25 protein-coding genes, 1 tRNA gene and 1 pseudogene are annotated in these 25,805 nt (G+C 35.2%); 18 read left to right on the top strand and 9 right to left on the bottom strand.

Features of this window, described 5'->3' with window-relative positions; genetic code table 11:
* Window positions 1-53 precede the first annotated feature (53 nt).
* From typA to LS65_RS07855, 3 genes are all read left to right on the top strand, one after another.
* The gene (gene typA / locus LS65_RS07865; RefSeq protein WP_034360511.1) at window positions 54-1,856 is read left to right on the top strand and encodes a translational GTPase TypA; all 1,803 of its coding nucleotides are present in this window, start codon (window positions 54-56) and stop codon (window positions 1,854-1,856) included.
* Between the two features lie 62 nt (window positions 1,857-1,918).
* Window positions 1,919-2,542: an NAD(P)H-dependent oxidoreductase gene (locus LS65_RS07860; RefSeq protein ID WP_034360508.1), complete on the top strand. Its 624-nt coding sequence runs from the start codon at window positions 1,919-1,921 to the stop codon at window positions 2,540-2,542.
* 9 nt (window positions 2,543-2,551) lie between these two features.
* On the top strand, window positions 2,552-4,933 hold the full coding sequence (locus LS65_RS07855) for a ribonucleoside-diphosphate reductase subunit alpha (protein WP_034360504.1): 2,382 nt from the start codon (window positions 2,552-2,554) through the stop codon (window positions 4,931-4,933).
* On the opposite strand, the gene LS65_RS07850 is transcribed toward LS65_RS07855, so the two are convergent.
* Genes LS65_RS07850 through rpsT form a run of 3 tightly spaced genes read right to left on the bottom strand, consistent with a single transcriptional unit; the run spans window position 4,934 to window position 7,325 of the window.
* Window positions 4,934-5,953: a glycosyltransferase family 10 domain-containing protein gene (locus tag LS65_RS07850; RefSeq protein WP_138129832.1), complete on the bottom strand. Its 1,020-nt coding sequence runs from the start codon at window positions 5,951-5,953 to the stop codon at window positions 4,934-4,936.
* Entirely contained in the window at window positions 5,950-7,014 is a 1,065-nt protein-coding gene (prfA, locus tag LS65_RS07845) for a peptide chain release factor 1 (protein WP_034363123.1), read from the bottom strand. Before prfA ends, LS65_RS07850 begins: the two co-directional genes overlap by 4 nt.
* 38 nt (window positions 7,015-7,052) lie before the next feature.
* Window positions 7,053-7,325, bottom strand: coding sequence for a 30S ribosomal protein S20 (gene rpsT, locus LS65_RS07840; RefSeq protein ID WP_034363120.1), 273 nt, complete (start codon window positions 7,323-7,325; stop codon window positions 7,053-7,055).
* An 86-nt stretch (window positions 7,326-7,411) separates the two neighbouring features.
* Between rpsT and glmM the strand changes: the two genes are divergently transcribed.
* Together glmM and lspA are read left to right on the top strand one after the other, a co-directional pair.
* Window positions 7,412-8,770 (top strand): phosphoglucosamine mutase, encoded by a 1,359-nt coding sequence (gene glmM / locus LS65_RS07835; protein ID WP_138129831.1) that lies wholly within the window; start codon window positions 7,412-7,414, stop codon window positions 8,768-8,770.
* Window positions 8,771-8,794: 24 nt separating this feature from the next.
* Window positions 8,795-9,280 carry a signal peptidase II gene (gene lspA / locus LS65_RS07830; RefSeq protein ID WP_201274345.1) on the top strand — a complete coding sequence of 162 codons (486 nt, stop codon included), beginning with the start codon at window positions 8,795-8,797 and terminating at the stop codon, window positions 9,278-9,280.
* A 120-nt stretch (window positions 9,281-9,400) separates the two neighbouring features.
* Here lspA and LS65_RS07825 read toward each other — a convergent pair.
* The 3 genes from LS65_RS07825 to LS65_RS09820 all read right to left on the bottom strand — a co-directional run bounded on the left by LS65_RS07825 (window position 9,401) and on the right by LS65_RS09820 (window position 11,004).
* Window positions 9,401-9,476, bottom strand: a tRNA-Val gene (locus LS65_RS07825).
* 132 nt (window positions 9,477-9,608) lie between these two features.
* Window positions 9,609-10,757, bottom strand: a complete 1,149-nt coding sequence (locus LS65_RS07820; RefSeq protein WP_034362859.1) for a hypothetical protein — start codon at window positions 10,755-10,757, stop codon at window positions 9,609-9,611.
* A gap of 103 nt (window positions 10,758-10,860) precedes the next feature.
* Window positions 10,861-11,004 carry a hypothetical protein gene (locus LS65_RS09820; protein ID WP_161976264.1) on the bottom strand — a complete coding sequence of 48 codons (144 nt, stop codon included), beginning with the start codon at window positions 11,002-11,004 and terminating at the stop codon, window positions 10,861-10,863.
* A 200-nt stretch (window positions 11,005-11,204) separates the two neighbouring features.
* Here LS65_RS09820 and LS65_RS07815 point away from each other — a divergent pair, with 200 nt between their 5' ends.
* Window positions 11,205-12,056 (top strand): class I SAM-dependent methyltransferase, encoded by an 852-nt coding sequence (locus LS65_RS07815; protein ID WP_034360292.1) that lies wholly within the window; start codon window positions 11,205-11,207, stop codon window positions 12,054-12,056.
* Window positions 12,057-12,123: 67 nt separating this feature from the next.
* Here LS65_RS07815 and LS65_RS07810 read toward each other — a convergent pair whose 3' ends face one another.
* Window positions 12,124-12,636, bottom strand: a complete 513-nt coding sequence (locus LS65_RS07810) for a DUF4149 domain-containing protein (protein WP_034360290.1) — start codon at window positions 12,634-12,636, stop codon at window positions 12,124-12,126.
* A gap of 218 nt (window positions 12,637-12,854) precedes the next feature.
* Between LS65_RS07810 and LS65_RS07805 the strand changes: the two genes are divergently transcribed.
* The 12 genes from LS65_RS07805 (at window position 12,855) to hemC (ending at window position 24,320) form a co-directional block, all read left to right on the top strand.
* Window positions 12,855-14,024, top strand: a complete 1,170-nt coding sequence (locus LS65_RS07805) for an FtsW/RodA/SpoVE family cell cycle protein (RefSeq protein ID WP_034360286.1) — start codon at window positions 12,855-12,857, stop codon at window positions 14,022-14,024.
* Between the two features lie 2 nt (window positions 14,025-14,026).
* On the top strand, window positions 14,027-14,542 hold the full coding sequence (locus tag LS65_RS07800) for a DUF308 domain-containing protein (protein ID WP_034360283.1): 516 nt from the start codon (window positions 14,027-14,029) through the stop codon (window positions 14,540-14,542).
* Window positions 14,543-15,217 (top strand): uroporphyrinogen-III synthase, encoded by a 675-nt coding sequence (locus LS65_RS07795; RefSeq protein WP_034360280.1) that lies wholly within the window; start codon window positions 14,543-14,545, stop codon window positions 15,215-15,217.
* 137 nt (window positions 15,218-15,354) lie between these two features.
* Window positions 15,355-16,191, top strand: coding sequence for a peptidylprolyl isomerase (locus LS65_RS07790; RefSeq protein ID WP_034360277.1), 837 nt, complete (start codon window positions 15,355-15,357; stop codon window positions 16,189-16,191).
* Between the two features lie 25 nt (window positions 16,192-16,216).
* Window positions 16,217-17,140 (top strand): class II fructose-bisphosphate aldolase, encoded by a 924-nt coding sequence (locus tag LS65_RS07785; protein ID WP_034360273.1) that lies wholly within the window; start codon window positions 16,217-16,219, stop codon window positions 17,138-17,140.
* A gap of 117 nt (window positions 17,141-17,257) precedes the next feature.
* Entirely contained in the window at window positions 17,258-18,568 is a 1,311-nt protein-coding gene (hisD, locus tag LS65_RS07780) for a histidinol dehydrogenase (RefSeq protein ID WP_034360269.1), read from the top strand.
* 2 nt (window positions 18,569-18,570) lie between these two features.
* A complete protein-coding gene (locus tag LS65_RS07775; RefSeq protein WP_034360266.1) occupies window positions 18,571-18,834 on the top strand; it encodes a DUF2018 family protein in 264 nt (87 codons plus the stop codon).
* Window positions 18,827-19,330: a hypothetical protein gene (locus LS65_RS07770; RefSeq protein ID WP_034360263.1), complete on the top strand. Its 504-nt coding sequence runs from the start codon at window positions 18,827-18,829 to the stop codon at window positions 19,328-19,330. Before LS65_RS07775 ends, LS65_RS07770 begins: the two co-directional genes overlap by 8 nt.
* Window positions 19,330-20,241 carry a polyprenyl synthetase family protein gene (locus LS65_RS07765; RefSeq protein ID WP_084707867.1) on the top strand — a complete coding sequence of 304 codons (912 nt, stop codon included), beginning with the start codon at window positions 19,330-19,332 and terminating at the stop codon, window positions 20,239-20,241. Before LS65_RS07770 ends, LS65_RS07765 begins: the two co-directional genes overlap by 1 nt.
* 12 nt (window positions 20,242-20,253) lie before the next feature.
* Window positions 20,254-21,579 (top strand): glutamyl-tRNA reductase, encoded by a 1,326-nt coding sequence (gene hemA, locus LS65_RS07760; protein WP_138129830.1) that lies wholly within the window; start codon window positions 20,254-20,256, stop codon window positions 21,577-21,579.
* Between the two features lie 9 nt (window positions 21,580-21,588).
* Window positions 21,589-23,355 carry a proline--tRNA ligase gene (locus LS65_RS07755; protein ID WP_034360257.1) on the top strand — a complete coding sequence of 589 codons (1,767 nt, stop codon included), beginning with the start codon at window positions 21,589-21,591 and terminating at the stop codon, window positions 23,353-23,355.
* Window positions 23,356-23,363: 8 nt separating this feature from the next.
* Window positions 23,364-24,320: a hydroxymethylbilane synthase gene (gene hemC / locus LS65_RS07750; protein ID WP_034360254.1), complete on the top strand. Its 957-nt coding sequence runs from the start codon at window positions 23,364-23,366 to the stop codon at window positions 24,318-24,320.
* A gap of 119 nt (window positions 24,321-24,439) precedes the next feature.
* Here hemC and LS65_RS07745 read toward each other — a convergent pair whose 3' ends face one another.
* Together LS65_RS07745 and LS65_RS07740 are read right to left on the bottom strand one after the other, a co-directional pair.
* On the bottom strand, window positions 24,440-25,555 hold the full coding sequence (locus tag LS65_RS07745; protein ID WP_138129829.1) for a hypothetical protein: 1,116 nt from the start codon (window positions 25,553-25,555) through the stop codon (window positions 24,440-24,442).
* A gap of 10 nt (window positions 25,556-25,565) precedes the next feature.
* Window positions 25,566-25,805: pseudogene (locus LS65_RS07740) on the bottom strand (MBOAT family O-acyltransferase); the annotation flags it as partial.

Genomic DNA, 25,805 nt, shown 5'->3' with positions numbered 1-25,805 from the left:
TTATATATGATTTGCGTTTTTAATTTTAGCCTTTGAAGAAAGAAGAGAAGTTTATGCAAAATATACGAAATATTGCTGTGATAGCCCACGTAGATCACGGAAAAACTACCCTTGTTGATGGACTTTTAACGCAATCTGGCACATTTGGTGAGAGAGAGCAAATTGATGAGCGCGTTATGGATTCTAATGATTTAGAAAGAGAACGGGGCATTACGATACTTTCCAAAAATACTGCTATCACATACAAGGATACAAAAATTAATATTATTGATACACCCGGACACGCAGATTTTGGTGGTGAAGTAGAGCGAGTATTAAAAATGGTCGATGGTGTATTACTTCTTGTAGATGCACAAGAGGGTGTTATGCCACAAACAAAATTTGTCGTGAAAAAGGCATTAAGTTTTGGAATCCGCCCTATTGTTGTTGTCAATAAGATAGATAAACCTGCTGCCGAGCCTGATAGAGTAGTTGATGAAGTCTTTGATTTGTTTGTTGCAATGGAGGCAAGTGATTTTCAGCTTGATTTTCCTGTAATTTATGCTGCTGCACGTGATGGTTACGCAATTAAAGAGCTTAGTGATGAGAAGAAGAATCTCGAACCGCTTTTTGAGGCTATTTTGGAATATGTCCCTGCTCCTAGCGGTAATGCTGAAAATCCATTACAAATGCAGATTTTCACGCTTGATTATGATAACTATGTGGGTAAAATCGGTATCGCACGAGTATTTAATGGTGTGATAAAAAAAGGTGCTAATGTAATGCTTGCTAAAAGTGATGGCGAAAAGGAAATTGGGCGCATTAGCAAACTCATAGGCTTTTTGGGTCTAGCACGCACAGAGATAGAGAGCGCACAAGCCGGAGATATTGTTGCCATAGCTGGATTTAGCGCAATTGATGTGGGAGATTCTGTTGTTGATCCAAATAACCCTATGCCACTTGACCCTATGCACCTTGAAGAGCCAACAATGAGTGTGTATTTTGCGGTAAATGATAGTCCTTTAGCAGGCTTGGAGGGCAAACATGTAACTGCAAATAAAATTAAAGACAGGTTGCTTAAAGAAATGCAAACAAACATTGCTATGCGATGTGAGGAAATGGGTGAAGGTAAATTTAAAGTAAGCGGGAGAGGAGAGTTGCAGATTACAATTTTAGCAGAAAATCTCCGCCGTGAAGGTTTTGAGTTTAGTATTTCGCGTCCTGAAGTAATTATTAAAGAAGAAAATGGCGTTAAATGTGAGCCTTTTGAACATTTGGTGATTGATACACCTCAAGATTGTAGTGGAAGCATTATTGAGAAGCTTGGACGTAGGAAAGCTGAAATGAAAGCTATGAATCCTATGAGTGATGGTTATACAAGATTAGAATTTGAGATTCCAGCGCGTGGGCTTATTGGTTATCGTAGTGAGTTTTTGACAGATACAAAGGGCGAGGGAATTATGAATCATAGCTTTTTAGAGTTTCGTCCTTTTAGTGGCAGTGTTGAATCTCGTAAAAATGGTGCGCTTGTAAGTATGGAGAGTGGTGAAGCGACAGGTTTTTCACTTTTCAATATTCAAGAGAGAGGTATTCTTTTTATCACTCCACAAACAAAAGTATATGTGGGAATGGTGATTGGAGAGCATAGTAGAGATAACGATTTAGATGTAAATCCTATTAAGGCAAAACATCTTACAAATATGCGTAGCAGTGGAGCTGATGAGGCGATAAAGCTTGTGCCACCAAGGGATTTGACGTTAGAGAGGGCGTTAGAATGGATAGAAGATGATGAGATTCTAGAAGTAACGCCGCAGAATGTAAGGATTCGTAAAAAAATTTTAGAGCCAAATATGCGCAAAAGAGCAAAGGTAAAATAAGCATAAAAGAATTTACAGAGATTAGAAGAGGAGTTCCAATCTTTAAAACAAAGGAGTGTAAAATGAATAAATTTTTAGAATCAGTAAATTTTCGTCACGCTTGTAAATTATTTGATGAGAATAAAAAAATACCTCAAGAGAGTTTTGAGGAAATTTTAGAAGTAGGGCGACTTGCTCCTAGTTCATTTGGTATGGAACCTACGAGGCTTTTAGTCGTGCGAAGTGATGAGGCAAAAAAAGCATTGCGTCCATTGTGTTGGGACCAGCCACAAATTACAACTGCGAGTGAAGTAGTGGTATTTAAAAGTTTGCAGAGTGATTTAGTGCCACCAAGTGAGTATGCTAAAAATAATACCTTGAGACGAAAAATGGATTTAAGTAGCTATAAGGCTTTTTGTGAGCGTCTTGGTAGTTATCTTAAAGGACGTGGATTCACCGATGGGAATATTGCTCATTGGAGTGCCTTACAGGCTTATATTATGGCAACTTATATGGTAAGCTATGCAAGTTATCTTAAGATTGATACTTGCTATATTGAGGGTTTTGATAAAGATTTGGTAGAGAAACTTTATGGATTAGATTCATTCAAAGAGCAGGTAAGCTTGATTGTATGTTTTGGATATCGAGCAAAAGCACAGCAGCCACGTTATAGAATCTCGCTTGATGAGTTAGTAGAATATAAATAAAGGATATAAATGTTAGGAACAACTACAGTTACAAAACGAAATGGACGTATTGAACCACTTGATATTACAAAGATTCAGAAACATACTTTTGCAGCAGTAGAGGGGCTAGAGGGTGTAAGCCAAAGTGAATTAGAGCTTGATGCAAAGATTCATTTTAAGGATAAAATTACAACTGAAGAGATACAGCAAACGCTTATTAAAACTGCAATGAATAAAATTGATGTAGATACGCCAAATTGGACTTTTGTAGCTGCGCGATTATTCTTATATGATTTGTATCATAAGGTTACAGGTTGGATAGGATATAAGAAGCTTGAAGAGTATTTTGCACAAGGTGAAAAAGAAGGCAAACTTGTGCGTGGGCTCAAAGAAAAATATGATTTAGGTTTTTTAGATTCTCATATTAGACCAGAGCGCGATTTACAATTTAACTATTTAGGAATTAAAACGCTCTATGATAGGTATTTACTTAAAGATGTGGATAATCGTCCTATTGAACTACCTCAACATATGTTTATGGCGATTGCTATGTTTTTAGCTCAAAATGAAAAAGATTGCAATGCTTGGGCGGTAAAGTTTTATGATTTAATTTCTTCTTTTGAAGTTATTTGTGCAACACCTACACTTGCAAATGCTCGCACCCCGAGGCATCAACTAAGCTCGTGTTTTGTGGGAAGCACACCGGATAATATTGAGGGTATTTTTGATGCATATAAAGAAATGGCACTTCTAAGTAAATATGGAGGTGGTATAGGTTGGGATTTTAGTAGTGTGCGAGGACTTGGAAGTTTTATTGATGGACACAAAAATGCAGCAGGTGGTGTTGTGCCATTTTTGAAAATTGCCAATGATGTAGCAATTGCTGTTGATCAGCTTGGCACAAGAAAAGGCGCGATAGCAACCTATTTAGAGATTTGGCATAATGATATACACGATTTTATTGATTTACGTAAAAATAGTGGAGAGGAACGCAGACGCGCACACGATTTATTTCCTGCATTATGGATTTGTGATTTATTTATGAAACGTGTAGAGGCAAATGAATATTGGACACTTTTTGACCCTTACCAATGTCCTGAACTTACAGAGCTTTATGGTGATGCGTTTGAGGCAAAATATATCGAATATGAGCAATCTAGTAAAGTGCTTAAATCTCGTATATTGGCTAAAGAATTATGGAAAAAAATTCTTACAAATTATTTTGAAACTGGATTACCTTTTTTATGCTTTAAAGATAATGCCAATCGTGCAAATCCTAATTCCCACGCAGGTATTATTAGAAGCTCTAATCTTTGCACAGAGATTTTTCAAAATACTAACCCTAATCATTATGTGGTAGAAGTAGAGTTTGAAGATGGTTCAAAGACAACATATCAAGAAAAAGAAGAAGTGAGAATTGATAGTGGTGTATGCAAGAGGGCAAATAAAATTACGAGTATAGATTTTATTAATGGTAAAAAAGTTTTTATGTCTTCGCGTGTAGCACAATATGGAGATACAGCGGTATGTAATCTTGCAAGTGTGAATCTAAGCAAAATAAATACTAAGGAAGACATTGAACGCGTATTGCCTATTGCTATAAGAATGCTTGATAATGTGATTGACCTTAATTTTTATCCTAATCGTAAAGTAAAAGTTACAAATTTGCGTAATCGTGCTATCGGGCTTGGTGTAATGGGTGAAGCAGAGATGTTAGCTCGTGCGAGTATTGAATGGGGGAGTGAAGAACATTTAGCAAAAATTGATGAAGTTATGGAATTGATTAGTTTTTATGCAATTCACTCAAGTGCAGATATTGCTCAAGAAAAAGGCAAATATCCTCAATTTGATGGAAGTAATTGGAGCAAAGGTATATTTCCTATTGATGTGGCAAACAAAGAAGCTTTAAAGCTTGTGAATAGGCAGAATCTCTTTAGTGATTCATCGCAATGTGATTGGGAATCTCTAAGAGCAAAGGTAAAAACACAAGGTATGCGTAATGGCTATCTTATGGCGATTGCTCCTACAAGCTCGATTAGTATTTTGGTGGGCACGACTCAAACGATTGAGCCTGTATATAGAAAAAAATGGTATGAAGAAAATTTAAGCGGAATGATACCTACGATTGTGCCTCATTTGAATCTTGATACTTGGAACTATTATGTTTCAGCCTATGATATTGACCAAACACTCCTCATTAAGGCTGCAGCAATAAGGCAAAAATGGATAGACCAGGGACAAAGCACAAATATTTTTGTGCGGCTTGATAAAGCAAGTGGTAAAATGCTTAATGATATTTATATGCTTGCTTGGAAATTGGGCTTAAAAAGCACCTATTATTTGCGTTCTCAAAGTCCAGAAGCAGAAGAACAGGTAATGGATAGAAGTGTAGAGTGTGTAAATTGTCAATAATTATGATTTAAAATTGTAGGCAGATAAGATATATTTTTTAAGAGTGCGAATAGGTTTTTGAATGATATTTGCTATATTATTGCCTATTTGGCGCGCTTTTTGAGCTTTTTTATATCGTTTTTCAATATTGCAACGCCATTGTCCAAATCCTCTGCGATAAGCTTTTTCTAATGGTTGGTCAAAAATATGAAGCAAAAAATTTTCAAGCCTTTTATCAAACAAATCTTTGTGATTTACATCTAAAAATACAGGCTCACTGAGCATTTGTAGGTAAGCTTCATCGTGAGTGTTAAGATAAATGATAGATTCTAAAACTTCTTCAAAAGTTTTATATTGATGAATATTGATGAAAGACTTTGCATTTACCCCCCCCCCATTTACATTTAAAGGCATACTTATACGTTCATCACCCCAATAAATAGGTATTGTGTGAGAAGCAAAAGCTTGAAAAAGTTTTTCAGTGGTATAGCCATTCGTGCTTGAGTTTTCAAAAGCGATATTGAATTTGCCCTCTTTTAAAAACGCATATTTATCTGCAACAGGTTTTCCAATATTATTTTTGTATCGACCACCGCTATCTACACGATTATATTGATTAAGAAAGTCAAAAAATTGTGTGCGTTTTTCATCTGCTTTGCCATTACTTACAACAAAAGTGCAAAAACGTGTTTTATCTTGAAGTATCTTTGGTGTGATATGTAAGTGTTTCTCTGTAACTTTTTGCATATCGGATTCGCAGTGGAGATAGAGCGGATAGCGCAAGTATCTATCTTCAAAACTTATATAATCAAATCCAATAGCATAATCGCAAAAATTAAAATCTGCTCGGACATTTTCACCTGTGCTAAAGATTCTTATTCCATTGTAATCAAGATGTTCAAATCCCATACAAGAATAAAAAATATAATTTGGGTCTTTATCGGTAACTATCACTTCATAATGTTGCTGAAGTATGCTACTAATCTTTCCATTTACCGCACCATCACAAAAATATACTTTTTTAATGGGCTTTTGGCTCATTCTATGCCACCCATAGCTTGACTTTGGGCGTGAGCAATAAGAGGGTTAATAAATTCATCAAGTAAGCCACCAAGCATAATTTCTTCAAGGCTATAAAGGGTTAAGCCGATTCTATGGTCTGTAAGGCGATTTTGTGGATAATTATAAGTGCGGATTCTCTCACTTCTATCGCCACTTCCCACTTGAAGTTTGCGTGTTTCTTTGTTTTGAGCATTTTGTGCTTCAAGCTCTGCTTCATAAAGTCTAGCTTTAAGAATCTTCAATGCTTTCTCTTTGTTTTTGTGTTGAGATTTTTCATCTTGCATAGATACGCTGATACCTGTGGGAATATGGGTAATCCTCACCGCCGAATCTGTAGTATTCACACTTTGCCCCCCGTGCCCACCACTGCGGAATACATCTATTTTTAAATCATTAGGATTAATATTGATTTCAACATCATCAACTTCGGGCATAATCGCAACTGTTATGGCTGAAGTGTGAATTCGCCCTTGAGATTCTGTCTCTGGAACTCTTTGCACTCTATGAGTGCCTCCTTCAAACTTGAGCTTAGAATATGCACCATTACCTTTGACAAGCGCAATAACCTCCTTATACCCACCTACATTATTTTCACTTGAGCTTATGATTTCAACTTTCCATTTTTGTAAATCTGCATAACGACAATATGCCTTAAACAAGTCTCCTACAAAAATTCCAGCTTCATCACCACCTGTGCCTGCACGAATTTCAAGATAGATGTTTTTGCTGTCATTCGGGTCTTTAGGAATGAGTAGGAATTTTATTTCTTCTTCTAGGATAGCTTTAGCAGATTCTAAATTTTTAAGTTCTTCTTTAGCGAGTTCGCCAAGCTCTTTATCCTCAAGCAATATTTTATTTTCTGTGATATTTTCAAGCACATCAAAATATGTTTTTGCCTTTTGTGCAATGGATTCTATATCACTTTGTTCTTTACTAAGTTCGGTAAGTTGTTTAACATTTGATAGGACAGATTCTAAAGTAAGGAGTTCTGAAATCTCATCATAACGCGCCACGATAGGCTTAAGCTTATCTACAAGCATACAAGCTACTTTTAGAATCTATACGAAGAATATGCTATTTAAGCAGATTGAACAATTTTTTTCACACTTGCATTAAGTCGTGATACCTTGCGTGCAGCAGTATTTTTTTTCAAAATTCCTTTGCTTACATATTTGTGAAGTTCTTTATTGGCTATTTTAAGTGCTTCTTGTGCCTTTGCTACATCTTTGCTTGAAACAGCTTCGCGTAAGTCTCGAACAATATTCTTAATGCGTGTTTTGTAATATCTATTGCGTTCGGTTCTTGTTTTGGTTTGTCGAATGCGTTTTTGTGCAGATTTATGATTTGCCATCTTTATTAGTCCTTTTTTAAAAAAATTAAGGCAAAATTCTGCCAAAAGTTTGATTAAATGCAGTTTAAAAGCTACAAGGGGTAGTGATGAAAACAAAAGATACACAAAAAATATTTGGCACTGATGGTGTGCGAGGGCGTGCAGGAGAAGTAATTACTCCTTCAAGTGTAATAGCATTGGGGACAAGTGCCGGAATACATTTTCGTCAGCATTCTCTAACAAATAAGATTCTTGTCGGTAAAGATACGCGCCGCAGTGGCTATATGATAGAAAATGCGCTTGTTTCTGCTCTCACTTCTGTAGGTTATGATGTGATACAAATTGGTCCTATGCCCACTCCTGCAGTTGCTTTTTTGACAGAAGATATGCGTTGTGATGCGGGAATTATGATAAGTGCAAGTCATAATCCCTATGATGATAATGGCATAAAGTTTTTTAATCATTATGGTTATAAACTTGCTCAAGAAGAAGAAGAGAGTATAGAATCTTATTATCATAGCCCTACATTGCTTCAAGGTGCGCTTAAAAGCGGACAAGAAATTGGCAGTTCAAAGCGCATTGATGATGTCGTAGGACGCTATATCGTGCATATTAAAAATTCTTTTCCTAAAAATCTCACCTTACGAGGATTGCGTATAGTGTGTGATTGTGCTAATGGTGCAGCATATCGTGTTGCCCCTATTGTATTGCGAGAGTTAGGGGCTGATGTGATAGCTATTAATGATGAACCTAATGGGTTTAACATCAATAAACAATGTGGAGCTATGCACCCTGAAGGTTTGGCTCAAGAAGTGATGACATATCGTGCTGATGTGGGTTTTGCGCTTGATGGTGATGCGGATAGATTGGTGGTGGTTGATAATAAAGGGAATATTGTCAATGGTGATAAGCTCATCGGCGCACTTGCACTTTATCAAAAACAAATTGATACATTAGAAAATAATGCTATTGTAGCGACTCTAATGAGTAATCTTGCTTTGGAGGAATTTCTCAAATCTCATCACATAGGGCTTTATCGTTGTAATGTTGGTGATAAATATGTATGGGATAAAATGCAAGAGCATAAGTTGAATTTTGGAGGAGAAAGTAGCGGACATATTATCTTTAGTGATTATGCAAAAACTGGCGATGGCTTAGTAAGTGCCTTGCAAGTTTTGGCTCTTTTAATTCAAAGCGGAAAAAGCTCTCAAAATGCGCTCAACCCTTTTGAACTTTATCCAAGTGAGCTCATAAACCTTAAAGTTGCTCATAAAAAGCCACTTGAAAAAATTAATGGTCTGCAAGAAAAGCTAGATTCTATAACCGCATCAGGGAATCGCCATTTGGTGCGCTACTCTGGCACAGAAAATAAGCTTAGAATCTTAGTAGAGGGTAGGGATTGTAAGGTTGTGAATGAGCAAGTGAAAATGCTCGTTGATTTATGCCAAAAACAACTCAATGCTTAGAATTTAAAATAAAATTGGTTAAAGATGATTTTCTCATTCGCACATATAAAACAAATCACAAAAAAGCAACTTAGCATTTTTATTGCACTTTTTATCCTAAGTATAGTTCTTGACCAATGGGTAAAATTTATTATGCTTGAAGGCTTTGTTTGGGAGAGTGAGGCACTTACTATTGGTGGAAATGCCCTTGTATATAACAAAGGTGTAGCTTTTTCAATGTTTAGTTTTTTAGACGAGTATTTGAAATACATTCAGATTCTCTTTTTGCTTGCTTTGTTGCTTGGCGCATTATGGAGTGATTTTTTTATCAAACATTATGCAGCACTTGGAATCTTAATGGGAGCTGGATTATCAAATGTTATTGATAGATTTATATATAGTGGAGTAGTTGATTATGTGTATTGGCATTATTGGTTTGATTTTGCAATTTTTAATCTTGCCGATGTGCTTATAGATATAAGCGTAGTGATAATGATTTTTCAAATGATAAGGGAAAAAAAGGAATCTTAGTTTTTCTAAGCATTACAAGCTACTTTATTTTCCATTTCAGCAGCTTTACTGAAAAATTTTTGCTTTTGTAGAATCTTGCTTTACACCTTTGTTTGATTAAAATATCTAGAGTATGGATTATGGTGATCACGACTGGACTTGAACCAGCGACCACTACCATGTCAAGGTAGTGCTCTACCAACTGAGCTACGCGATCATTTTCAAGTAAGCAAGGCGCAAGTGATACGATAAAATTGTCACACCAATTGGAATCTTGTAGGAACACGGATTCTATCTTAAAATTTATTTAAAAAATCTTAAAGTCTTTTGCAGGTTTTTAGCCTAAACGCTATTTTTCTTTAATCACCACAACTGCACCATTAAAAGATATGAGTTTGTAGTCTTTGATATTGTGTTGCTCTAAGGCAATACGAGTATCCGCAAAATTTGTATCTTCTCTATCTGCGGTAAGATATATGAGGTCGCATTCCTTTTGCACGAGTGGTTTTTCTATTGCCTCAAATTGTGGAAGATAACGCCTGTAAGCTATCCAGCGCACAGGTAGGAGGCATTGTGCAGAATCAAAATGTTTAGCTATATATTCACTTGCTGTGCGTAAATCTTCTTTGTGATAGGTTGCGCTAATAAAAAAACTATGCGCTGTGAGCGTCAATGCAATGGCTAAAACAATAGGTTTTAAATAACGTAAAAATGCTTGTGAATAAAGTAAAACATTTGCAATAAACAAATAAATAAGAATGTGAATCTCTATAAAAAATCGTCCAGTCATTGTTTGTGAGAGATTGAGAAATATAAGGCTTACAATTATGAACTCTAAACCTACAATATATAAAAATGGTGCATATTGTCTATAAGGAGTAAAACCACTATATCTAAAAGCAAAAAGTAGGCTACAAGCAATGAGAATCCAAGCAAATTTTCCAAAGCAAGATAAAATAATGCTAAAAAGTAGCCACCACAGGCTATATTCAAATACCCAAGCCGTATCCATACGATCCAAAAAACCACCATAAAAATGATGAATGCTTATCCATATGATTCCAGCAAGTCCCATTAGTCCAAAGCATATAAAAAGAGGTATAAAAAATTTTCGTGTAAGAATGCTCTGCAAAAGAAAAACTACGCCCACGCAAAATACAAAAACATAGGCATAATAATGTGTAAGAACCAATGCTGTTCCACAGAGCAAGATACCCAAGAAATACCAAAATTGATGTGTGAGTTTCAATCTATCGTGCATTGATTCAAGGACGAGATATAATAAAGTGCAAAAAATACTTGTAAGGCAGAGTAGCATAGCATAGTTGCGACATTCTTGTGCGTAATATATAGTCTGCGGAGCAAGGAGAAAAAAGATGATATAAAGAAGAGCAAGAGATTTGTAATGATGTTTGTAGAGAATTATATAGCTTGTGATTGCACCAAAAAGTATCCAAATTGCACTAAAAAAACGCAAGACAAAATCAGAAGTGCCCAAAAGATGTGCGTAGATTTTTAGACAGAGATTGTAAAGGAATGGGTGATTGTCATTTAAAATAATATGCCAGAAAGATTGAAAATCCCAATTTTGCAGGGGAATATTATTTAATTGCCCCCCCCCCTATAGAATACACGCTAAATGCTTCATCTCCCCAAAAAGACTCACGATTAATATTCCATAATACAATAAATAAAAAAATACCAATCACACCACACAATAGGGAATGATAAGATTTATTACTCATACTCTCTCCTTTAAGTATTGATGTGTCTCATTCTTATAATTTTATAGCTAGAGCAAAAATAACAAGATTCAAAAAAGCGGATAGTATAACCAAAAATTACTAAAGACAATTTAAACGCATTATAAATTCGTGTATAATTCTACACTTTAATTCATAAAATTAAGGAGTAAAAATGCAAATTAAACCTTCATATACCCAAGATGGTATTGTATATTTCACCCCCCCCCCCGCATAATATCTCTTCTTCAGAATCTACTCATTTAGATTTTGCTCCCTCACATCATTTTCCAACGCAAGGTATGGATATGCTATATTTGGCTGAAAATAAGCATTTTTGGCATATTGCAAGACGGGAATTTATTTTTCAAAGTTTAAGCTCCACCTTAGATTCTCTATATCCAAATGGTAATGGCAAACACGTAAAGATTCTAGATGTGGGTGCAGGGACAGGGAGTGTTACAAGGCATTTTCTCTCTCAAGGATTTCATAATATTGCTTTGGGGGAGATTCACCCACAAGGCTTAGAATATGCCAAAACTTATGGTATAAATAATTTATATTGTATGGATTTGCTTGATGCGCCTTTTAAAGATGAGTTTGATTGTATTTTTGCTTTTGATGTCTTAGAGCATATTGATGATGATAAAAATGCACTTTTAAATATGAAAAATATGTTGAAAAATAATGAAAAAAGCCTACTTGCCTTAAGTGTGCCAGCACACCAATGGTTATGGAATGCTCACGATTGCTTGGTGCATCATAAACGCCGCTATAATAAAATTCAATTAACAAATCTTGTGCGTGAATGTGGATTAAGCATAGAATCTGCGCAATATTTTTTTATTGCACTTACCCCACTTTTATTAGCTCGTGCTGTTTTAAACCCAGCTTCAAAAACAAAAAGTAAAGTTTCTAAAGAATTACGCGATGTGCCACCGCCTAAGATTCTAAATAGTGCATTACTTAGTATATGTCGCCTAGAAAATAAACTTATACCATATTTACCAAATTGTTTTGGTGGCTCATTACTTGTGATTGCAAGAAATAAGTAGCAATATTATGCTTTTAGCATTGCAGATTCTTAAACTTTAAGAATCTTTGCTTAATGTAATTCTAATATCAAGGCTGTGCATTTGTGTATCGTGGGTGAGTGCCGATGATGCCTCTCCACAACGCAGAAATACTAAGTGTAATAAGGAGAATCTTAAACACAAGCTCACTTTGCTTATGCATAGAATCAAATGCTTCAGTATCAATAGTATTTAAGGCTTGAGCTTCCATAATATAAGGTGTATAGTAAAGTGTAAAAAGAAAAATCATAATGACATTAATACCTCCAAGAAGCAATAAAAACTGCCTTTGTTTTGTATGGGTAAAGTGTCTTGCGTAGAGGGAACTTAGAATTTCATAGATAATAATCACTACCGCAAGAAAATTGAATAGATCATTACATTTGATAAAAATTAGCCCCATAATCAAGCCACTATCACTCATAGTAAAATCTGGCACAAAATTAGCGGCTTGAAAGATGGTAGCAGCGGAAAATCCAGCACAGATAATGCACCCAACACCTATACTCAGTAAAAAGATATAGATTACATCAAGTGTTTGAAAAACTTTATAGATTTTCATAGTAAATCCTTTGTTTTGATTTTTATTATTATATTTAAGAATTATAAACTTTTACTTAAGATTCCCCTAACAAAGCCTCTTATTTTCTTGTAAGTATTTTTAGAAAAAATAGATTTTTTACTCTTATGTTCAAAAAGCTAATTTACATTTTCTTAATGTTTTGGTAATATCGTGCTTTTAAACTTTATCAATATTTTCATTAATTTAAAGTGGGTTTTATGGTAGATTCTAGGCTTTTTTATGCGGTTACATTGCTTATTAGTATTGGTATAGTAATGTCTTATTCTCTTGCAGCCTATATTACAAGCCTTTATGCTTATTCTTCATTTCATTTTTTCACACGTCAGCTCATAGCCGCTTGTATTGGGATTATTCTTATGTGGCTTCTCTCTCGTGTTGATGTAGATGTATATTTTAAACGTATTGGTTTGGCGATTTTTATCATTTCTATCATTCTTATGGTGGGTATGCATTTTCTTCCACAAAGCTTTATAAGCTCTGCTGGTGGAGCAAAACGTTGGATTAGACTTTCTTTTATTTCGCTTGCTCCTTCTGAGCTTTTTAAGATTGGGTTCATATATTTTCTGGCGTGGAGCTTTTCGCGTAAATTTGTAAGCAATGTAAATCTTTCAATAAAAGATGAGATTAGAATCTTTATTCCTTATCTTGTGCTTTTTATCGTGGCAGTAGTGCTTATTGCAGTGCTACAAAATGATTTAGGGCAAGTCGTGCTTTTGGCATTAACACTCGGAGTAATGCTTCTTTTTGCTGGGGGTAGCTTGCGCTTGCTTGGAGTGATTTTTTTAGGCACATTAAGCACAGCATTGATTGCTATTATTACAAGTCCGCATAGAATCTTACGTATTAAATCGTGGTGGGCAAGTGCGCAAGATTCTGTATTGGCTCTTATGCCACAAGAGTTGGCAGAAAGTCTCCGTATAAGTGGTTTGCCTGAACCTTATCAGCTTTATCACGCTACAAATGCAATATCAAGTGGTGGATTCTTTGGTTCTGGGCTTGGAGAAGGTTTTATTAAGCTTGGATTTTTAAGTGATGTGCATACAGATATTATTCTTGCTGGAATTACAGAAGAGCTAGGATTTGTTGGGCTTTTTGCCATTGTATTGCTTTTTGGTTATGTGCTTTTGCGACTCTTTCGTATCGCTAATCGTGTGCCTTCTAAAATGCACTATTTATTTTGCGTGGGTGTCGCCCTTTTGCTTGGTTTTTCACTTATTATTAATGCTTTTGGGATTTCGGGTATCACACCTGTAAAGGGCATTGCAGTGCCATTTTTGAGCTATGGAGGAAGTTCTCTTATTGCAAATTGCATAGCCATTGGTTTGGTTTTGGCAATTTCAAAAAATATTCAAGAAGAAAAGGAGTAAAGATGCGTTTTGGTCGTATGTTATGGTTGGTTTTGAGTATTTCTCTTATCGTGCTTGGGGTGGTGTGTATCGCAAATCCTCTTGATACAATGGAGTTTCTCGCCTTTCTTGTAGGTTTTATTATGATTTTTAGTGGTATTGGTGAAATTGTTTATTTTGTGCAAATGCGCTATGTGATGATTTTACTTGATGGGTTAATTTCGTGTGTATTTGGTTTGGTGCTTCTTCTTGGTGGAGATGAAATCTCTCAAAATTTCATTCCACTTTTCATTGCTTTATGGCTTATTCTTAAGGGAATCTTGTGGTTTATTCATTCTTATAGGCTTACTCCATTTGTTACAGCAAACCTTCGGGTAAGTATAATGACAATGGGTGGGGTGTATATTCTACTCGGTATTTTATTTGTGATTTTTCCTGAGATACTTGCGATGTTGATTAGCCTTGCGCTCGGCATTGTTTTGATTTTAAGCGGTATAGTGGGATTATATTTTTGGTATATTTTGCTAAAGAGTGAATAAATGCCAAATGCCTATGAGGTGGTGTTTGTTGGCACACGTAAAATAGAGAATGTCAAATCTCTTATCACAAACAAAATTGTATTTGTGCCAATTATTCACACATTGGAGAAAGTCAATGCACTTGTCTTTACTTCCGCATATGCAATACGCTCACTTATAGAATCTGCATCACACAATCCCTGCCTTTTGCATTGGAAAAATATACCAAGTTTTGTTATAAGCCCTGCAAGTGCACAGATTCTCTATGATGAGGGTGCGGTTGTTGAATTTGTAGGTAAAAAAGCACACGGAGAAGCTTTTGCGCGTGAGATTTGTCCTTTATTACAAGAGCGTAAGGTGCTTTATTTACGCGCAAAAGAGATTGTGTCTGGATTAGATGCTATTTTGAAAGATAATCATATTGATTTTGATGAAGTGATTGCATATGAAAATATCCCTCAAAGTCTTCCACTTAAGCTTAAGCCTAAGCCAAAAAGTGTAATTATTTTTAGCGCACCAAGTGCTTATCACAGCTTTGTAAAAAATTTTGGTTGGGAATCTCAATATGTTGCCGTAGCGATAGGGCAAAGCACCCTTTCACATTTTGACAAGCATATGAGAGCTTATGTTAGTCCAAGTCCAAATTTTACTACCTGCATAGAATTTGCTCAAAATCTTGCGCTTAACTTACAATAAAATACTCTGTTTTGTCCAAAACTAGATAAAGACAAAAACATAAAAGGTTTAAATTGGGAAAAGTATATGCTTACATTTTATTTAGCTTTAAGTGTTAGAATTGTGTTCATTTATATCATTTGATAATGGAGTAAGAAATGAAAATACAACCCAATAAACGGCTATGCGCAGTGCTTTTATGTGTGTGTGCTTCTTTAGCATATGCAAAAACTTATGCGATTGTTGATGGTAAGCCAATTACTGATAAGGATATGGAGATTCTTAAACAAAGTATTCCTAATTTTAACTATTCTAAATTGAGCGACCAAGAAAAAGAAGCAGTGATTAATGAGCTTGTCAATCGACAGCTTATCCTTAAGGCTGCAAAAACTGCAAAGCTTGACACTTCCAAGGAATATACAGATATTATTAATAATATTAAAGACAATCTTTTAATTGATTTATGGACAAAAAAACAAGCCGATAGCATTCAAGTAGCAAGTGTAAATGATGCACAAATTCGCAAAATTTACCAAGAAAATGAGGGACTTTTTATCAATCAAGAGGGTAAAGCGCGCCATATTCTCGTTAAAACAGAATCTGAAGCAAAAGGGATTATTAAAGAGCTTGATAAAGCAGGAAAGAGAGCAAAAGAGCGATTTATTGAGCTTGCAAACGAAAAATCTATCGATCCTGCTTCTAAACAACAGAAAAATGGTGGAGATTTGGGTGTATTTCAACGTTCTATGATGCACCCTGATTTTTCACGAGCTGCTTTTGATTTAAAACCCGGAAATTATAGTAAAGAGCCTGTTGCTACGCCTTTTGGTTATCATATCATTTTTCTTGAACATAAAAGTGAGCCCAAAATTATTCCTTATAATGAGGCAAAAAAGACAATTGAAAATGAGTTAAAAATGCAAAGTATTCAAGGTGGTATGATGCAAAAGATTCAAGAATTGCGCAAAAAGGCAAAAATTGAAATCACAAAATAACTCTATTTTACTTTAAGGAGGGAATATGCTTGTAACAGGAAGCGAAATATTGCTTAAAGCACATAAAGAAGGTTATGGGGTAGGGGCGTTTAATTTTGTTAATTTTGAAATGCTCAATGCTATTTTTGTAGCAGCAGTAGAAGCTAAATCACCAATTATTGTCCAAGCAAGTGAAGGAGCAATCAAATATATGGGGATTGATATGGCTGTGGGAATGGTCAAGATTCTCTCTAATCGTTATCCGCATATTCCTGTGGCACTCCATCTTGACCACGGCACAAGTTTTGAATCTTGTAAAAAAGCTGTTGATGAAGGATTTACCTCTGTAATGATTGATGCTTCTCATCACCCATTTGATGAAAATCTCGCAATGACAAAGCAAGTTGTAGAATACGCACATTCCAAGGGTGTGAGCGTAGAAGCAGAACTAGGGAGACTTATGGGGATTGAGGATAATATTTCTGTGAGTGAAAAGGACGCGGTATTGATTAATCCCGATGAGGCTGAAGAGTTTGTGAAGATTACAAAGGTAGATTATCTTGCGCCTGCTATTGGCACAAGTCACGGTGCATTTAAATTTAAAGGTGAGCCAAAGCTTGATTTTAAGCGATTAGAAGAGGTAAAAAGACGCACAAATATTCCTCTTGTACTTCACGGCGCAAGTGCTATACCTGATTATGTGCGTGAGGCATTTTTATCCACAGGTGGTGATTTAAAAGGAAGTAAAGGTGTGCCTTTTGACTTTCTTAAAGAAGCAATTAGGGGCGGTATTAATAAGATTAATATTGATACAGATTTGCGTATAGCCTTTATCGCTGAAGTGCGAAAAGTCGCAAATACTGATAATACGCAGTTTGATTTGCGTAAATTCTTTGCTCCTGCTATGGAATCTATCACAAAAGTAATGGTAGAAAGAATGGGTATATTAGGAAGTGCAGGGAAAATTTAAATCTATTTCTTGTGTAATGTGATAAACTGAATATTATATCAATTTTTATATTAGAGATTCTTGGTTTAGAGTAGGGGTATATAATTTTTATTTACTTTAATGATTGTAGGGGAGATGATGAAAGTCCTTGATGTGCGCTCGAATACATTTGAATCAGATTTTGAAGTGCTTTTAATGCGCGGAAAAATGGATATGAAAGAAGTATCCTTTATTGTGCAGGGTTTGCTTGATGAGATAATTCAAAATGGTTTAGAAGCGATTAAATCTCATATTGCACGTTTTGATTCGTGGGAAGCGCGCCATTTTCAGGATATTTGCATCACTCCACAAGAATGCCTTAAAGCATATAATGATTTATCCCCACAGCTTAAATCAGCTCTCCACCTTGCTTATGATAGAATCTATGCCTTTCACCAAAAGCAAAAAGTAAAAAGCTGGATAGATTGCGAGGAAAATGGAAATATTCTTGGTTCAAAAGCAATACCAATGGAACGCGCTGGTTTATATATTCCCGGTGGTAAAGCGGCTTATCCAAGTTCGCTTTTAATGAATGCCATTCCTGCAATTGTAGCAGGTGTAAAGGAAATTGTTGTATGTTCCCCAACACCACATAATGAACCTAATCCACTCTTGCTTGCAGCTTTGCATTTGTGTCAAATTACTGAAGTCTATAAAGTTGGTGGTGCAAGTGCCATAGGGCTTATGGCGTATGGTTGCAAGGAGGTAAAAAAGACTGATGTTATTACCGGTCCGGGTAATATTTTTGTAGCCTGTGCAAAAAAACTTGTTTTTGGTGATGTTAATATTGATATGGTAGCAGGTCCAAGTGAAATAGCCATTATTGCAGATTCCCAAGCAAATCCACTTTATATTGCTTATGATTTACTCTCTCAAGCAGAACACGATGAAATGGCAAGTTCTATCCTCATAAGCGATAATGCTAAACTTATAGAATCTGTAAAAAAACATATTGCAGAGATTCTACCTACAATGCCACGTGCAAAAATTGCTCAAGCAAGTATAGAAAATCGTGCTGTAATGATACATACACGCAATATAAAAGAAAGTATAGAAATAACTAACACTATTGCTCCAGAGCATTTAGAGATTCTCACAAAGTCGCCGTTTGATGTATTGCCATATATTAAACACGCAGGGGCAATTTTCTTGGGTGAGTATTCAAGTGAGCCTATTGGTGACTATCTTGCAGGTCCTAATCATACCCTTCCTACAGGCGGAAGCGCACGATTTTTTTCACCACTAGGAGTAGAGCATTTTATAAAAAGAAGCTCAATCATTTCTTTTTCATCAAATGCGCTAGCAGAGGTAGGGGAGGCGTGTGCGCTTTTGGCGCAATGTGAATCTTTATCTGCTCACGCTCAAGCTGTTTTAACAAGATTAGAAAATGTGAAAAATAAAAAGGGGTAAAAATGGACGCATTTTTTGATGGCACACCAGTAGAAAAATGGAAAGAGGTTGTTTTGAATGCTTCACCTACTTTAGTAGGCTTAGAGCTTGAATCTTTGCTTGAACGCATAGCTGTATATGAAGCACTTTTAGAGGCACAAGGCATAGATATAGAATCTACTTTTATGCAATATCGTTTTGACGAGAACAATAGAGATTCTTTGCGTGCGATAAAAGATAATCTTGCTATAGATTCTATGGCAAAGATTTTGAGCAATCATGAATAGAGTTTTTCAAGTATATCGTTATCGTTTGTGGCACTTTATTGCTTTTATTTCTTTTTTATCGATAAATACTTCATATGCTGCATCTCCACTTTGGAGTTGGGAAAAAGAGTTAAGTTTAGAAAAAGAGCAAACTTACCAAGCACTTATTCAAGTAGGTGATGTGCAAAAAGAATTAATTTTTCGATGGACACTTTATAAAAATTATGGACTTGTGATTCATCTGCGTTATGATAAATTTAATCATCAATTTGTGCTTTATGCAGATTATCAGCGGAATGCTTATAAAATATCATTAGGCAAAGATACACAAGCTCATAAAGAAAACCCACATTTGCTAATATATTTTAAAGATTTTGTTATTAAAGATGAGAAGGCATATTTTAAGCTCTATATTGAGGGGCAAGGTGCAAGTGTAGTGAATGAGAGTATATCACCAAGCAAAAAGAAGTCAAAAGATGAAGATTCTGTTACAGATTCAAATGAAGGGGGTTCATAGTGAATACACAAATTGCTTTTGAGCGCATCAAGGGGTATATTCACGGCTATATTCAAGAATGCAAAAATGATGAAGTCATTACGCTCTATAGCCATTTGAGTTACGGCAAAATGCTTCGTAGTAAGCTTTTGCTTGCTATTAGCGATATAAGTGATGATGCGTTGAGGGTGTGTGCGCTTATTGAAATGATACAGAGTGCTTCACTTTTGCACGATGATGTAATTGATGATGCCACAATAAGGCGAGGCACTCCTTCAATTAACGCAACTTTTGGCAATAAAAATGCTATTATGTTAGGTGATGTGCTATATTCTAAAGCATTCTATGAATTGAGTGTGCTTGATGTGGAACTTGCCAAGAGTGTTTCATCTGCGGTTGTGCGCTTATCTGTGGGAGAAATCGAAGATGTATCTCTCTCAAAGCAGTTCCATACGAATAGGGAAGCGTATGTGCGTATGTGTGCAGATAAGACTGCTGCGCTTATTGTTGCTGCAGCAGAGTGTGGAGCGATTCTCAAAGGATTGAATAAGCATATTTATCGAATCTATGGAGAAAATCTTGGTATTGCTTTTCAAATTATCGATGATATACTTGATATTACACAAGATGCCTTGACACTTGGCAAGCCCTCTATGAGTGATTTTAAAGAAGGTAAAACAACTTTGCCTTATATGGATTTGTATGAATGCCTTGATGATGAGCAAAAGGAGATTTTAGCTTCATATTGCGGGAAAAAAATAAGCAGTGAGCAAGAAATATGGATAAAAACACAAATGCAGGAACATAATATCATTCATAAAAGTGTAGCTTGTGCGCATTTATACGCTAACAGGGCACTTGAAGCAATCGCTTTTGAAAACAATGATAAGCTAAGTGATATTATCACGCAAATGCTCAATCGAAGTTTCTAGGAGTAGTGTTTTATGTATGAAAAAATCCAAACACAATATATGGTCGTAAGTTTTTCACATAAGAAAATAGATATTACAATGCGTGAAAAATTAAATATTAAAGAAGAAGATATTGTGCCATTTTTAAAAAAGATTAATGCGTGCGAATCTATTAAAGAGAGTGTTTTGCTCTGCACTTGCAATCGTGTGGAGATTTATGTTAGTATATATGAAAAAAAGGCTGCTTGTGAGCATATTTATCAGTGTTTTGCTCAAAAAAGTGGTGTATCACTAGAATATATTAGAGAGAATGCGCTTTTGCGTTTAAATGAATATGCTATTTATCATATTTTTGGTGTAGCTTCAAGCCTTGATAGCCTTGTCATTGGTGAGACACAAATCACAGGGCAACTCAAAAGTGCTTATAAACTCGCATTTGATAATGGCTTATGCGCTAAGGATATGACACGCTTAATGCATTTTGCTTTTAAATGTGCTGCAAATGTGCGCCAACAGACAGATATTTCGGCTCATAGTGTTTCTATTGCTTCTACAGCAGTTTTTATGGCGGCTCAAAAACTCGCTCAAAACAACCAGAATTTAGAAACTTTGCCTGTTTTAGTTATTGGCAGTGGAGAAATGGGACGCTTAGTTTGTAAGCATTTGCTTAATATGAAAGCACATATTACACTAATCTCACGCACACAAAAAAATGCACAATCTTTAAGTGCGGAGCTCAATACATCTCAAATTTGTGTAGAATCTTATGAGAAATTACCCCAACTTTTAGGACAATTTTCCTTAATTTTTAGTGCGACAAGCGCACAAGGATATGTCATTACAAAAGATATGATAACTCCTAGTCAAAATATGCAGTGGTTTTTTGATATAGCTTTGCCACGTGATATAGAATCTATATCTTATGAAAATGTGCATATTTTTTGTGTTGATGATTTACAAGAGGTAGTGCAAGAGCATAGAGAAGCGCGAGAAGAGAGTGCAAAAAATGCACATAAAATCGTAGAGGAATTTACTTCTCATTTTTTTACTTGGCTGCAAACATTAAGTGTAGAACCTGTTATTAAGCATATACGTTATCTTGCTAAAGAATCTTCCATAAAAGAACTTGATAGGGCAGTTAAAAAAGGATTTTTACCTGTAGAATATCGCGACAATGTAGAAAAGATTTTACACGGAGCATTTAATAACTTTCTTCATCAGCCTACAATGCGCTTACGACAAGCAAGTGAAACTCATCACGGCGACCCAATTATTGAGGCAATGAAAAGTATGTTTGATATTAGTGATGAGATTGTTATGCTTAATGGCTATAAATGTGAGAAAGACACTACTTTTTAAAGGAATATTATGCTGTTTTCACAACTTTTTGTAAATACTCTGAAAGAAGCCCCAAAAGATGCTGTGCTAAAAAGTCATCAATATCTTGTGCGAGGTGGTTTTGTGCAACAGATTGGGAGCGGGATTTATAATTTTCTCCCTCTTGGAAAAAAACTTCTTGACAAAGTGCGTTTTATTGTGAAGGAGGAAATGGATAAAAGTGGCGCACAAGAGATTCTAATGGGTTTTGTTACTCCTGCGGAGTTGTGGAAAGAATCTGGACGTTATGAGCAGTATGGGCGAGAGCTTTTACGTTTTGTAGATAGAAAAGATAATGAGTTTGTGCTTGGACCTACACACGAGGAAGTCATTACACATATTGCTAAAAATAGCATTAAAAGCTACAAACAGCTCCCTGTGCATCTCTATCAGATTCATACAAAGTTTCGTGATGAGTTGCGCCCAAGATTTGGACTTATGCGTGGGCGGGAATTTATTATGAAAGATGGTTATAGTTTCCATAGTAGCTATGAGGATTTGGATAGAGAGTTTGATACAATGGAGATGACGTATAAAAGAATCTTGCAAAGAATGGGTGTAGATTTTAAGATTGTTGAGGCAGATTCTGGTGCAATTGGTGGTAGTGGAAGCAAGGAATTTATGGTATTAGCTCCTTGCGGTGAGGATACGATAGTTGTATGCAAAAATTGTGATTATGGTGCAAATATCGAAGCAAGCAAAAGGGCAATGCGCACACAACCACGTGCTTTTGAGGTAAAATATGATAGTAATCCACCTCAAGCGGCTTTTGCACGTTTTACTACACCTGATATAAAAACAATAGAAGATTTAAGTGCATTTTTTAAAGTTGATAAATTTTATATAATGAAAGCTATTGTAAAAAAAGCCATTAAAGTTGATAATAGCACAGAACTAGTATTTTTCTTTGTGCGTGGTGATGATGAGGCACAAGAAGTAAAAATGCTTAATGCTATCAATAAACAAACAAATACCTATGTAACCCTTGAAGATGCAAGTATAGAAGAGATTGAAAAAGCTGGGCTTGTGGCTGGATTTATTGGAGCATATGGTTTGCGCCATATTACACAAGCACAACATATTTATTTTGATGAAAGTTTAAGGGACGCTAGTAATCTTATCTGTGGAGCAAATGAAAAAGATTATCATTTTGTAGGCGTAGATTTGAGCACTTTTGAAGGCTTAGACTATGCTGATTTAGCTCAAAGCAAAGAGGGAGATTTTTGTCCTAAATGTAGCGGTGAGTTATATTATACTAAGGGCATAGAGGTAGGACATATTTTTAAGCTTGGTGAGAAATACTCTCGTGCAATGAATGCACATTTCTTAGATGAAAATGGTAAAACACAATATTTTATTATGGGGTGCTATGGCTTTGGAATCTCACGTATTTTACCAGCAATCTTGGAACAAAAAAGTGATGAGTATGGTTGTGTGTGGAGCAAAGAAGTTGGTATTTTTGATATAGTGATTATTATCTCAAATGTAAAAGATAGCACACAGAGCGAATATGCACACTCTATTTATGAAAAACTTAAGGCAAAAGGTATCGATGTTTTGCTTGATGAACGTGATGAACGTTTTGGTGTGAAAATGAAAGATTTTGAATTATTGGGTTTCAATCACGCTTTAATCATTGGCAAAGGTTTAAATGAAGGTAAAGTAGAACTTATTAAGCGCGAATCTTTAATAAAACAAGAATTTTCGAGTGTGGATAAAGATATACTACTTGAAGAGATTTTAAAAGTTTTGGTATAAGGGAAAATATGATAGAGCAGACAAGAGAGTTGGTAATTGGGTCGCGTGGAAGTGTGCTTGCATTATGGCAAGCAGAACATATTAAATCTCGCCTAAAAGCTGAATGTGCTTTAGAATCTTGCATACAGATTGTTAAAACGCGTGGGGATAAAATCCTTGATGTGCCACTTGCAAAGATTGGTGGGAAGGGGCTTTTTACTAAAGAATTAGAGGAAATGCTTTTGAGTGGGGATATTGATATTGCTGTGCATAGTCTTAAAGATGTGCCTGTCGAGTTTCTTCCAAAGCTTAGTCTTGCTGCTATTACAGAGCGTGAAAATCCAAGTGATTGTTTTTTAAGCGTAAAATATCCCACACTTTCTGCTTTACCACAAGGAGCTAAAGTGGGGACAACTTCTTTACGCCGCTCTATGCAAATAAAAAAAATGCGTCCTGATTTAGATACATTGAGTTTGCGAGGTAATGTGCAGACACGATTAGAAAAGCTCAAAAGCGGTATATTTGATGCAATTATTCTTGCTCAAGCAGGTATTAATCGTCTGCAAATTAATACAAAAAATGTGCCTTATATTGTGCCTTTAGAATTTATGATTCCAGCTATGGGGCAGGGTGCGTTAGGGATAGAGATGTGTAAAGATTCTCCATATTTTTCCCATATTGCCAAACTCTCTCATATTGAAACTGCTTTGTGTGTAAGTGCTGAAAGAGCATTTGTGCGCACACTTAATGGCGGATGTCAAGTGCCAATCGGCGTATATGCCCAATATATTGATAATACCTTATGTATTCAAGCGATTGTTGGATTGCCTGATGGAAGTGAAGTGATTGAGGAGAATTTGCAGGATTCACTTAACGAATTTGATATTACTATGAGTGAAAAATTAGGAATAAAACTTGCTCAAAGCTTTATAGATAAAGGCGCAAGAGAACTTTTAGCTAGAGCTGAAAAAATGGCATTTATGTAATAGTTATTTAGTGCATAAATTGTTTTTATGAGTGTCTAAAATGCACGAAATAGCGATATAGGGCTATGAATAATTTAAGATGTAAAGTTAAATGTTTAGTTGAATCTTAATTAAAAATTTTATTTCTCATTATTCATAATCTCTATAATCTCACTCATATCATAGTTTTTAAGCTGTATTTCTAGCTTCGCAAAGTAGTTTTCAACATTTTTAGAATCTAGGTAGATGCCAAAGTCCTTAATGGGTGTATATTCTTTATTTGTCAGTCTTTGAGTGATTAATGTCCCTATATAAGGATAAAAATGGTCATCATCAGGATAATTTTGCACATTTTGTGTGATTTCATTAAATCCTTCAAATTGATAGACACCACCAAAAATTTCAATATACAATTTTATATATTTCTTATATTCCTCCCATCTTTTAGCAAAATTGATTTGAGATACAAAAAGTGCTGTAGTTACAGGTGAAGTGTAAATGACAAAGTGAGAATGCGGATTTTCGTTTTTAATTTCTGTTAAAGTATTTCTTAAAAGATTTTCATCAAAGCAGAAGGCATTTCCAATAAATTCTAATGTATGTCCTTTTAACCCACTACGAAATCTTTTTTGTCTATCTTTTTCTTCTAATTTTTTAGCATATTTAATATTATCTCTTGAATAATATACATCTGCTTTTATTCCCTCAATATTTTCTAATATAATCTCTGTTAAATCGTTGCTCATAGCAAGTAATTTTGAGATTCTATTCAATGGATCATTTAATGGCTTAAATGTCTTTTCATATCTCTTTTTGGCTTCTTCTTTGTAGTTGGTATTAGCTCCAAAAAAATCTATTTGCAAATATATCGTATCTAAAACATATCCTTTTTGTTTCATCAGGTCTAAATAGTTTTTATACTCAAAGGGAATCATAGAGGCAGCAGCAAAGTTGAAAAGCTTTTGTTCTTGAAAATCATATTGATTAACAAAAGTTGCTCTAGAGCTACCAAGTAAGATAGAATCATAAGATTCTTTTTTGCCATAATAAATTCTATTTGCCTTTTCTACCCTTTCATCAATGTATTTATAAAACTGATTATATCTATGAGAGGGTGTTCCATACAAAAAATAAGGGTCGATAAATATATTTAAAAAGCTGACTATACTCAAAAAGGACATTACACATAAAAATACACCTACAATCCATCTTTTCTCATTTATAGATTTATTAACTAAAATTTTGAATTTTTGCATTTTTGTGCCTTTAAAAATTATAGTAAATAAATTTGGTGTAGGGATTACTTCCCAATACAAATAACGAGCAGCATAAAAATGTGATTGTAAGAGTTGCATTATAGAAATTTGGCGCAAAATCCTTCAATCTCTCCCCACTACCCCTTAAATACAAACACACCACAAACCCTAAGATAATATAAATAATCGTATCATTTCTTCCACCTATATGTTCTAAGAGTGCAGGCATACGATGAACCTTTAAGGGTAA

This window comes from Helicobacter japonicus, from assembly GCF_000762845.2.
GTDB lineage: Bacteria > Campylobacterota > Campylobacteria > Campylobacterales > Helicobacteraceae > Helicobacter_C > Helicobacter_C japonicus.
Note: the sequence above shows the minus strand (reverse complement) of the source record. Positions and strands in the feature narration are given on the sequence as shown.